We start from the raw sequence: 11,428 nt of genomic DNA, 5'->3' as shown, positions 1-11,428 counted from the left end.
TCAGGCAGCACAGGGATACTGCCCTCAACAGGCTCAGTGTAACGCATTGGAGCGCCGTCATTCCGCCGTAAAAGTCATCAAAGTGACATTGAAGATAAAGACGTTGATTAAGCCGTTAATTTGGAAAGGGTTGAGTCCTGAACAAACGGTAGGTTATCTCAAAAAAGAAAATATCATTTCTTTGCATCATGAAACGGTTTATCGATTGATTTATCAGGGTAAATGTCATGGTGGTGATTTATGGCAGCACCTCAGAATTGCTAAAAAACCTTATCGTAAACGCTATGGCAGCTATGAGCGTAGAGGAAAAATCAAAAACAGAGTCAGTATTGAGAAACGCCCTAAAATCGTGGACAAAAGACAACGCCTTGGCGATTGGGAAGGAGATACCCTCGTTGGAAAAGATCATAAAAGTGTACTGCTGACCTTAGTTGAACGAAAATCGCTATTTACCATTATCATTAAGCTTGAGAATAAAACAGCAGAAGCAGTCACAAAAGCGATAACAAGACACTTATCACTTTTAAAACAGAAAGTTAAAACCATTACCTTTTACAATGACCTCGAATTTGCCGAACATGAACTTATCAGTAAAAATTTAGGGGCAAAAATTTATTTTGCTCATCCTTACTCACCTTGGGAGAGGGGTATAAATGAGAATACGAATGGATTAATCAGGGAATACTTTCCAAAAGGAACCGATTTTAATAAGGTATCAGAGTTGGAGATAAATCTCGCGGCAAACAGCTTAAATAAGCGGCCACGAAAAACACGTGGTTATAGTACACCGGAGGAGATATTTAAAGGGACAAAAACTCATTTACTTCGTTTATAACGATGTTGCACTTAATATGTGAATTCAAGTACTATTGTGATTGGTGTCAGAACCAGCTCCGAAGATATATCGCTTAAATAAAGCGAATATGAATAAAATTTAACAATGCCGAGATGGTGGTGAATATAATACCCAGTAATGGGGAATCAGCCCAGCCTTTCAGTGGTAGGCTTCTGAACATTTTGGCACCTTAATTAGGGATGTTTAAAAATGAAAGCATTATCTATTATTGCTCTTGTATTTGCTGCTTTATCTATCTTTATTCCAGTTGGTGGCGTATTTATCGCTATGTTCTGTAGTGTTCTTGCTCTAATGTCATTTTATAAAAGCCCAACATTATCTGGTGTCACATTTGGTATGAACATCATTTCCACGGCTTTTTTATCTCCAAGCCTCATGGTGACGGCTGCCTCAATACACAGCGATGGTGGCGATGGTGTAGGGCTTTATTGGTTCTATGTTGGCTTTCATATCGTTCTTTTTGTATTGGCAATTATTATCTCAGTGATTTTTAAGAAAAAAGCAAGTAAAAAAGAAACCGTTACAGCGGGTTAATTACAAAATACCCCTTAACAATAGGGTTGATAATTACACAATATTTGTATAAAAAACAAAAAAACTTGACGTTAGATAACTTAATGTATGTGGATATATAAATGAAAAACGTATTGAAATGGGTAGGGATAGTATTTGTTGTTCTTATCGTTATAGTCTTCATTGCAGGAAATGATGAAAGTAAATCATCAAGTAGCAACTCCTCTGCGGCAATATCATCGAAAAAAGCAATTAAGTTGACCGAAAATGAATTACAAGCCGCCAAAGAGATGATTCACGATGAAGTGGAAACCAGCGTTGATGGAGGTAGTTCACAGTTAGATACAGAGTATTTAGCTGTATCAGCCAGAGAAATGCAAAAAGTCTACGCAGACAATGAAGCCAGAGGTGATAAGATCTACAAAGGTAAAAAAATTATTGTCTCTGGTATTATTGATTCAATCGATTCTAGCTTTGGCGATATTCCTGTTGTGACATTAAAAACAGGCGATATGTTTAATAAAGTGCATGTCAATTTTTCTAAAAAATATAGAGACCTTGCCGCTGAACTAAATAAAAATCAAAAGGTTAAATACGCCTGTGTTGGTAGTAGTGTCATTATAGGGTCTCCATCGGTGAGGGATTGTACTCCCGTTTCGGTTGCCATAAATGAATTGACTGATAAGTTTGTATCATCTGCAAATAATGCTTTAAAAAATCCAGGTAAAGCAAGCGAGTATGATAAACAAATAATTCTTTTTGTTAAGGTTGCTTCTGTAGCAACAGAAGATTTTAAAACATGCAATGCCACTGATCAAAAATGTTTATCTTCTGCTATCTCTAAGTACGGCGAAGATAATTTGAAAAATAATGAAGAGATTAAGGCAGTAATGGAAAAATTAGGAGTAGACCCCGCTACACTAGAAATATAAACCAGCCCGAAAGGTAACACCATTCAGTTAAGGAATTACTTGTTCAGATCGATTGACCGATCCTCAGATTAGTTCAAAATACCCTCTTCACTATTAGGTTATGAGGGTATTTTTTTACTTAATCATTGGTTACTTGGTTTTATGGAGACATTTGCTGCTCCTGAGTCATTATCGACATTTCAGCAGTCCATCCCGCTTAAGTGGATTGAACAAGCCCTTGAGTCAACACAAAAATTCAGTATTCGGCGGCGCAAGTTACCGGCTGAACTCGGGGGATTGATGGATATAACAGTGCGCCCCTGAATAATCAGAGGCTTTTTATTTTATTGGATTACTTAGTCTTATAATGCGCTTCTGCATCAGCAAAACGCTGTTGTGTCGCTTGGCTTGGCGCTTTTCCTAGTAAGCTCACCACAATAATGGCAAGCGTCGCGAAGATAAAGCCCGGAATAATTTCATACAGGGAAAACCAGCGGTATTCCATCCAAACCAGTACAGTGATAGCGCCCACCAACATGCCAGCCAGCGCACCGTTACGGGTCATACGTTTCCAGAGTACTGACATCAGTACCACAGGGCCAAATGATGCACCAAATCCTGCCCAGGCATTACTCGCCAGTGCCAATACCTTATTATTCGGGTTAGTTGCAATCACAATCGCGATAGTTGCTACCAGCAGTACCATCATACGCCCCACCCATACCAATTCTTTCTGGCTAGCCTTGGTACGGATAAAAGCTTTATAGAGATCTTCCGTCAATGCACTGGAACAAACCAATAGCTGACAACTTAAGGTACTCATAACCGCAGCCAGTACAGCAGATAGCAATATGCCGGTGAGCCACGGATTGAACAAAATGACAGCCAACTCTATAAAGATGCGCTCACGGTTTTGCAGTACAGCAGCAGCTTGTCCTGGATATAATTCAAAATACGCGATACCAAAGAAACCCACTGCTACAGTTCCCCCTAAACACAACAGCATCCACGTCATACTAATACGACGAGCCTTATGAATAGTCTGGTGGGAATCTGCCGCCATAAAACGCGCCAAAATATGCGGTTGGCCAAAATAACCAAATCCCCAGCCCAACAGGGAAATAATGGCAATGATATTCAGCCCCTTGAACATATCCAAGTAAGCTGGGTTTTTAGCTTCAACGATATTGATTGCAGTACCAACACCGCCCACTTTAAGCAGGATCAGCACCGGCATCAAAATCAAGGCAAAAATCATCAAAGTTGCCTGAACCGTATCCGTCCAACTCACGGCCAAAAAGCCGCCAAGGAAGGTATAGGCAATTGTTGCCAATGCACCTAGCCAGATAGCCTTTCCGTAGCTGATGCCGAACGTGTTTTCAAACAACAATCCACCAGCTACAACACCCGATGCACAATAAATGGTGAAGAAAATCAGGATAACCAGAGCGGAGATAATACGCAGGATTTTACTCCGGTCTTCAAAACGATGGGTGAAATAGTCTGGTAAAGTTAACGCGTTATTATTTATCTCAGTATGCACACGCAACCTACCCGCGACCCAACGCCAGTTCAAATACGCACCCAGCAAACAGCCCAACGCGATCCAACTTTCTGAAATACCGGAGAAAAAGATCACTCCCGGCAATCCCATCAATAACCAGCCACTCATATCAGAAGCGCCAGCAGATAATGCGGTTACCACACTACCTAATCTCCGTCCACCCAATATGTAATCATCAAAATTCTTGGTGGAACGATAAGCCATAAAACCTATCAACAACATCCCTGCGATATAGATAATGAAGGTAATGAGCATTGGTGAATTTACTGTCATGCAGGTTCTTCTCCATAGTGTTTTTATAAATTATGTCTCTGCAAATGTGTTATTTGCGTAAATAATGTCATCTATGCTTGAAGTACCTTTAAGTGATACCTCATCTTCTTGACCAGGCTGTAACAAGTTGTACCTGAAGATGTCATTAGTTTTCATGTGTACTATTTATGCTTGTAATTATTTTAAAATTACATTCTATCCTAATTTAGTTAAAACGTTTTTAACAACTAATTAACTGTGTTTTTATAAAAAACGCTTGCCAAATCACATTTACCGCCCCGAAAGTTGCACCTGAAATTGAATAACGGGTTATACCCGAAATTTAATAATCATAATAAAATCAATAAATATCAATAAAATAAATAAAAATCAATACTAAGTTTCACTGAAGAAATAGTGAAAACAAGATTAATTTCACAAATTTAGAATGATTGCTTTTAACAAAGTTGCACAAAGTTGCAACATGAAAGATATTGTTATGTAACTTGTTATAGTCTTACCTATTAAGGAGTGAAAATGGGTAGTACCACTATGGGTGTAAAGCTCGATGAAGCAACGCGTAATCGAATCAAAGCCGCAGCACAACGAATTGAACGCACACCACACTGGCTAATTAAGCAAGCCATTTTTAATTATCTTGAACGTCTGGAAAATGAGGGAAAGCTCCCAGAAATATCAGCCGGTCAGGATAACAAAGAAGAAATGATTTCCGAAGTAGAATCACAGATTGAGGCGCCTTATCAACCCTTTCTGGATTTTGCCGAACATATTTTACCCCAATCGGTGAAACGTTCTGCAATTACTGCGACCTATCGCCTCCCCGAAATTCAAGCAGTTCCTATGCTGCTGCAACGTGCACAGCTATCAGAAGAACACGCGAAGGCAGCTCACAAACTCGCTTATTCTATTGCCGAAAAGCTGCGTCAACAAAAACAGGGCATTGGCCGCTCAGGTTTGGTTCAGGGATTGTTGCAAGAGTTTTCACTTTCTTCACAAGAAGGTGTGGCATTGATGTGCCTCGCCGAAGCTTTGTTACGTATCCCCGACAAAGCAACCCGCGATGCCTTGATCCGCGATAAAATCAGCAACGGCAACTGGCATTCTCATTTAGGCCAAAGTTCCTCCATGTTTGTCAACGCTGCAACGTGGGGTTTGTTGTTCACGGGCAAGCTGGTGTCCACCCATAATGAAGCCAAGTTATCCAAATCCTTAAACCGTATTATCAGCAAAAGCGGCGAGCCGTTGGTACGCAAGGGTGTGGATATGGCGATGCGCTTGATGGGAGAGCAATTTGTGACGGGAGAAACCATCGCGCAAGCCCTTGCCAATGCTCGTAAACTGGAGGAAAAAGGCTTCCGTTATTCTTATGATATGCTTGGCGAAGCCGCCTTAACCGAAGAAGATGCGCAAGCCTACATGGTTTCTTATCAGCAAGCGATCCACGCCATTGGCAAGGCATCAAATGGCCGGGGTATTTATGAGGGACCGGGCATTTCCATCAAACTTTCTGCCCTGCACCCGCGCTACAGCCGCGCCCAGTACGAACGTGTTATTGATGAACTCTATCCTCGCCTGCTTTCCCTGACCTTACAGGCTCGCCAATATGATATCGGTATCAATATTGATGCGGAAGAAGCTGATCGTCTGGAAATCTCCCTCGATTTGTTGGAAAAATTGTGTTTCGAACCAAAACTGGAAGGCTGGAACGGCATTGGTTTTGTTATTCAGGCTTACCAGAAACGCTGTCCCTTCGTCATTGACAGTATTATTGATTTGGCACAGCGCAGCCGTCACAGATTGATGATCCGGCTGGTGAAAGGAGCTTACTGGGATAGTGAAATTAAACGTGCCCAAATCGATGGCTTGGAAGACTATCCAGTCTATACCCGCAAGGTCTATACCGACGTTTCTTACCTTGCCTGTGCCCGCAAACTGCTCGCTGTCCCTAATCTGATCTACCCACAATTTGCTACCCATAACGCTCATACTTTATCCGCCATTTATCATCTGGCTGGGCAAAACTATTATCCCGGACAATATGAGTTCCAATGTCTGCATGGCATGGGAGAGCCGCTTTATGAACAAGTTGTCGGTAAGATCTCAGAAGGTAAACTCAATCGCCCATGCCGTATTTACGCACCGGTAGGCACACACGAAACATTACTGGCCTATCTGGTGCGCCGTTTACTGGAAAATGGGGCGAATACTTCGTTTGTTAATCGCATTGCCGATACGTCACTGCCGATTGATGAATTGGTCGCTGATCCGGTAAAAGTTGTACAGGAATTGGCACAGACTGAAGGGCAAATCGGCCTGCCACACCCTAAAATCCCTCTGCCACGTGATTTATACGGCAAAAACCGTGTTAACTCATTAGGGCTAGATCTCTCCAATGAACATCGTTTAGCTTCTCTTTCCAGTGCCCTACTCAGTTCTTCAATGGAAACATGGAACAGCGAACCGTTGTTAGGTGGTGATTACCAACCGACAGAAGAACTGCCTGCCATTAAGCCGATGACCAATCCCGCCAGAAATTCCGATATTGTGGGTTATGTTCGTGAAGCCACTGAACAAGAAGTCAACCACGCGCTGGATATGGCTACCGATGCTGGCACAATTTGGTTTGCCACTCCCCCCTCAGAACGGGCCGCAATTTTAGTACGTGCAGCGGAGTTGATGGAAAATGACCTGCAATCTTTGCTCGGCATTCTGGTTCGTGAAGCGGGTAAAACATTCAACAATGCGATTGCCGAAGTGCGCGAAGCCGTAGATTTTCTCCATTATTACGCAAGCCAGGTTCGCCAAGACTTTGCCAATGATACCCACCGCCCACTGGGACCTGTCGTGTGTATCAGTCCGTGGAACTTCCCGCTGGCAATTTTCACCGGCCAAATCGCTGCTGCACTGGCCGCAGGCAATAGTGTTCTGGCAAAACCCGCAGAACAGACGCCACTTATTGCCGCCGTTGCGGTCAAAATATTGCACCAAGCGGGTATTCCTCGTGAAGTGCTGCAATTACTGCCCGGACAAGGGGAAACGGTAGGCGCGCTATTGGTTGGTGATGAACGTGTACGCGGTGTGATGTTTACCGGCTCGACCGAAGTTGCCAGCTTGTTGCAGCGCAATATTGCTGGCCGTCTTGATGCACAAGGGCGCCCGACACCGTTGATCGCAGAAACCGGTGGCCTGAATGCCATGATCGTCGACTCTTCCGCGTTAACCGAGCAAGTGGTTACCGATGTCATCGCTTCGGCTTTTGACAGTGCGGGCCAGCGCTGTTCTGCCCTGCGTATCCTGTGTGTTCAGGAGGATGTCGCTGAAAGGACTATCGCCATGCTGAAAGGTGCGATGGCTGAATGCCGGATGGGGAATACTGAGCACTTATTCACAGATATTGGTCCCGTCATTGATGCAGAAGCGAAAGCGGGTATCGAACGTCATATCCAAACCATGCGTACCAAAGGTCGGGCTATTTATCAGGCGGCATACGAAAATGCCACCGATAGCCAGGCGTGGTCACAAGGCACTTTCGTCAAACCGACGCTTATCGAGTTGGAAAGTTTCGATGAATTGAAGAAAGAAATTTTCGGGCCAGTCCTGCATGTTGTTCGTTTTAAACATAATGCGTTGGATAAACTGCTGGATCAAATCAACGCGACGGGTTATGGCTTAACATTGGGAGTCCACACCCGGATTGATGAGACCATCGCCCAGGTCACCAGCAAAGCGAAAGTCGGCAACATCTATGTCAATCGTAATATAGTCGGTGCTGTTGTCGGCGTGCAGCCATTTGGGGGCGAAGGGTTGTCAGGCACAGGGCCAAAAGCCGGTGGGCCGCTGTATCTGTATCGCTTGCTGTCACAACGCCCTCTCAATGCCGCCAGCCAAACCCTGGAGCGACAGGATACAGAGTATGAGATTGATGCCAAAGCCCGTATTGACCTGCTCTCACCTCTCTACAAACTGGCAGATTGGGCAACCAAGCAGAACAATGAAACATTAGGCCAGGTGATCCAAGAATACAGTTTAGTCGCACAAGGCGGAACAATACGCTTATTACCGGGACCAACCGGAGAGCGCAATACTTATACCCTACTGCCGCGCGGTCATGTTCTTTGCCTTGCAGATAACGAACAAGATGCATTGGTGCAATTAGCCGCCGTACTTTCTGTCGGTTGTCAGGCCCTTTGGGAGAAAGACGAACTGCATCAGGGGCTGCAACGCCAGTTACCGAATGAAATTCACCGTCATATCCATTGGGTTAACGATTGGCAGAATGAAGAGACAGCGATGGAAGCGGTTATTTATCATGGCGATTGCGACCAATTGCGCCGAGTATGTGAGGGGGTTGCCCAGCGTAAAGGGCCAATTATCTCCGTACAGGGTTTTGCCCGTGGTGAAACTCATTTACTGCTAGAACGTTTACTGCATGAACGTTCATTAAGTGTTAATACGGCAGCCGCAGGCGGTAATGCCAGCCTGATGACCATTGGTTAAATACACAATTGATTAAATACACAATGGGTTAGATACATAGAGGGGAATGCGTGGTAATCACATTCCCCTCTGAAATCGTTTCGATTTGACAACATTATCTATCGGTATAATTAATCAATGACCGTTCTGTTGCCAACTCAGATATTGCTCATATTTACGCAGGGCAATATTGTAATTACTGAAAGCGGATTGAGATAATTTCTCGCTGAGTTTTTCCTGAATTTTTTCTGGCGTAAACTCACTGGTCGGATAATTACTTGAAGTCAGCAATTCATCCAAACGCCTTAAACGAACCACATACTCACGCACAGTACTATGACTCATCTCTGTTTGCTCAAACAGATACTGTTTAAATGACATAATGTCGAAATAATCAGTCTGGCTATTGCAATAAATTTCACTACAAAAGCGGCACAACGCCACAAATTTACCCTGCAACTCATGCCAGGTTTTGTCATCCACCAATTCAGTCATCTCAGAAATAGCTTCTTTATTGATGACCTGACCGTTAAAAACCAGCGAAATACGGTCAAGGGTTTTATGACAGTGCAGACAATGAGTCTGGCTGTGTTTATAATCTTTGATATAACGGCTAAGAGGCCGTTTCTTTTGTGTTGTAATAGACATAAGAGATAAAGCCCTGTGTATAGTCTTAACAAAAAAAACAAACAAGCAAAAAGTTACTTCTCTGGATTCAAACGCGCCCTCAACCTTTTTATCGCCTGGCTGTGAAGCTGACTTACGCGGGATTCACCCACATTAAGCACCGCGCCGATCTCTTTAAGATTCAGTTCTTCCTGATAGTACAACGTAAGAACCATCTTTTCCCGTTCAGGCAACGATTCTATGACATCGATAACCCGCTGACGAAGATCACCTTCCAGTAATTGTTGCAGAGGATTTGCCTCATGCTCCTCCTCGATTACTGGCTCACAGCTTTCACCGTGAATTTCGTGCCATTCGTCATAAGAAAACAGTTGACTGTTATTCGTGTCTAACAGTATTTGCCGATATTCTATCAGATTAATCTTTAATTCTTTAGCAACTTCCTGCTCACTGGCTGGACGGCCTAACTCTTGCTCAAGTTTACGGATGGTCTGCGTGACTTCACGTGCGTTACGCCGCACACTACGCGGAGCCCAATCACGGCTCCTCAACTCATCCAACATTGCACCTCTGATGCGCTGTACCGCATAGGTGGTAAAGGCGGTTCCCTGCATGGAATCAAACCGCTCCACCGCATTCAGTAAGCCTATGCCACCGGCCTGAAGCAAGTCATCGAGTTCTACATTGGCAGGCAACCTGACCTGTAGCCTCAATGCTTCATGGCGAACTAGTGGTACATAGCGCTTCCAGAGGCTATTTTTGTCCATCACGCCTTCGGCGGTATACAAATCGCTCACAACAACAGACACCTTTGGATAAGAGACTGGATACCATTATCCAATCCCCTAACCGGTACAATCGTTGGAACAATGAAGTAAAAGCACTTCTTTTTCACCTATGCGAAATTTTTGCTGTCCGCCCAAATGCATAATAATAAGTTTCAGGCTGTCCTTGACTAACTTGATAAAAACACTCACTCAAAACTAAAAAATAAGGATCGGCGAACCGATCCTTATTTTATAAGCGTTGTTTATGCAGGTTGCCCTGCATAAATGCTCAACGGATAAATAAAAATTAACGCAGCAGTGACAGAACAGATTGTGGAACCTGGTTCGCTTGTGCCAGAACAGAAGTACCCGCTTGTTGCAGGATCTGGCCACGGCTCATGTTAGAAACTTCAACCGCGTAGTCAGCATCTTCGATACGGCTTTTTGCTGCGCTCAGGTTGTTAACCGTGTTGTTCAGGTTGTTAACAGTAGACTCCAGACGGTTTTGTACTGCACCCAGGGAGCTGCGCAGGCTGTCAACTTTAGACAGCGCTTCGTCTAATTTAGCCAATGGGTTTGCTGTAGGTCCTGTCCCTGTCCCGTCTTTTTTTGCTTTTTCAAGTTTTGCTTGTTCACTCTCAAGCGTCGTTTTTTTCGTTGCTTTTTCAGTGGCATCTGTTTCGGAATCGTATGCTTTCCGAGCAGCATCTACTGCTTTTTCAGCTTCCGTTACTGTCTTTTTTTGATCTTCAGTTTGTTTGAAGTCTCCAACAACCTTAAAACCATCCAGTTTTAATGTTCCTTTATCAACTTTTTCCAGTTTGATATCGATTATTTCACCATCATTAGCACCAACCTGAATCTTCATTTCAGAATCTTTGCTTAATACTTTTACACCATTGAACTGAGTTTGTGCAGAGATACGGTCAATTTCTTCCAGACGCTGAGTGACTTCTTCCTGAATGGAATTCTTGTCGCTTTCAGAGTTAGTGCCGTTTGTAGACTGAACAGCCAATTCACGAATACGTTGCAGGTTGTTATTGATTTCGTTCAGGGCACCTTCGGTAGTCTGAGCAATGGAGATACCGTCGTTCGCGTTACGGGAAGCCTGATTCAAACCCTTAACGTTAGCCGTAAAACGGTTAGCGATCGCTTGACCAGCAGCGTCATCCTTCGCGCTGTTAATACGTAAACCAGAAGACAGACGTTCAATCGCAGTACCCAGAGTACCTTTAGATCTTGTCAGGTTATTTTGCGCCAGCAGAGATGAGTAGTTAGTATTAATGACTGATGCCATGGTAGAGTTCCTTTTAAAATCAATCCGATATAATTAGTTTGAGCCTTTTGCTCACGGTGTTCATCACCGACAACAGTTTTATCGGCTCCTTAAAAAGAACCTTTAATATTTCTTGAAAAAACTTTTTTATTTTTTTCTCACTTT

Annotated in this window: 9 protein-coding genes; 5 read left to right on the top strand and 4 right to left on the bottom strand. The window is 43.6% G+C overall.

What is annotated here, in order from left to right:
- From ABLA76_RS02870 to ABLA76_RS02855, 4 genes are all read left to right on the top strand, one after another.
- Window positions 1-835: IS30 family transposase (locus tag ABLA76_RS02870; RefSeq protein ID WP_348986782.1), on the top strand; the 835-nt coding region annotated here is incomplete at its 5' end.
- A 210-nt stretch (window positions 836-1,045) separates the two neighbouring features.
- The gene (locus ABLA76_RS02865; protein WP_348986781.1) at window positions 1,046-1,390 is read left to right on the top strand and encodes a hypothetical protein; all 345 of its coding nucleotides are present in this window, start codon (window positions 1,046-1,048) and stop codon (window positions 1,388-1,390) included.
- Between the two features lie 101 nt (window positions 1,391-1,491).
- Window positions 1,492-2,301 (top strand): hypothetical protein, encoded by an 810-nt coding sequence (locus ABLA76_RS02860; protein ID WP_348986780.1) that lies wholly within the window; start codon window positions 1,492-1,494, stop codon window positions 2,299-2,301.
- Between the two features lie 141 nt (window positions 2,302-2,442).
- Window positions 2,443-2,604: a transposase domain-containing protein gene (locus ABLA76_RS02855; RefSeq protein WP_348986779.1), complete on the top strand. Its 162-nt coding sequence runs from the start codon at window positions 2,443-2,445 to the stop codon at window positions 2,602-2,604.
- Window positions 2,605-2,632: 28 nt separating this feature from the next.
- Here ABLA76_RS02855 and putP read toward each other — a convergent pair whose 3' ends face one another.
- Window positions 2,633-4,117 carry a sodium/proline symporter PutP gene (gene putP, locus ABLA76_RS02850; protein WP_348986778.1) on the bottom strand — a complete coding sequence of 495 codons (1,485 nt, stop codon included), beginning with the start codon at window positions 4,115-4,117 and terminating at the stop codon, window positions 2,633-2,635.
- Between the two features lie 516 nt (window positions 4,118-4,633).
- Between putP and putA the strand changes: the two genes are divergently transcribed.
- Window positions 4,634-8,614, top strand: coding sequence for a trifunctional transcriptional regulator/proline dehydrogenase/L-glutamate gamma-semialdehyde dehydrogenase (gene putA, locus ABLA76_RS02845; protein ID WP_348986777.1), 3,981 nt, complete (start codon window positions 4,634-4,636; stop codon window positions 8,612-8,614).
- 114 nt (window positions 8,615-8,728) lie between these two features.
- Here the strand turns inward: putA and fliZ are convergent, their stop codons facing one another.
- From fliZ to ABLA76_RS02830, 3 genes are all read right to left on the bottom strand, one after another.
- Window positions 8,729-9,241 carry a flagella biosynthesis regulatory protein FliZ gene (gene fliZ, locus ABLA76_RS02840; protein ID WP_047771774.1) on the bottom strand — a complete coding sequence of 171 codons (513 nt, stop codon included), beginning with the start codon at window positions 9,239-9,241 and terminating at the stop codon, window positions 8,729-8,731.
- Window positions 9,242-9,294: 53 nt separating this feature from the next.
- Entirely contained in the window at window positions 9,295-10,017 is a 723-nt protein-coding gene (locus tag ABLA76_RS02835) for an RNA polymerase sigma factor FliA (protein ID WP_047771773.1), read from the bottom strand.
- Window positions 10,018-10,294: 277 nt separating this feature from the next.
- On the bottom strand, window positions 10,295-11,284 hold the full coding sequence (locus ABLA76_RS02830; RefSeq protein ID WP_348986776.1) for a flagellin: 990 nt from the start codon (window positions 11,282-11,284) through the stop codon (window positions 10,295-10,297).
- Window positions 11,285-11,428: the final 144 nt, after the last annotated feature.

This window comes from Xenorhabdus sp. SGI240 (genome assembly GCF_040081915.1).
GTDB classification, from domain to species: Bacteria; Pseudomonadota; Gammaproteobacteria; order Enterobacterales; family Enterobacteriaceae; genus Xenorhabdus; species Xenorhabdus bakwenae.
This window is presented reverse-complemented; position numbering and strand designations above follow the sequence as displayed.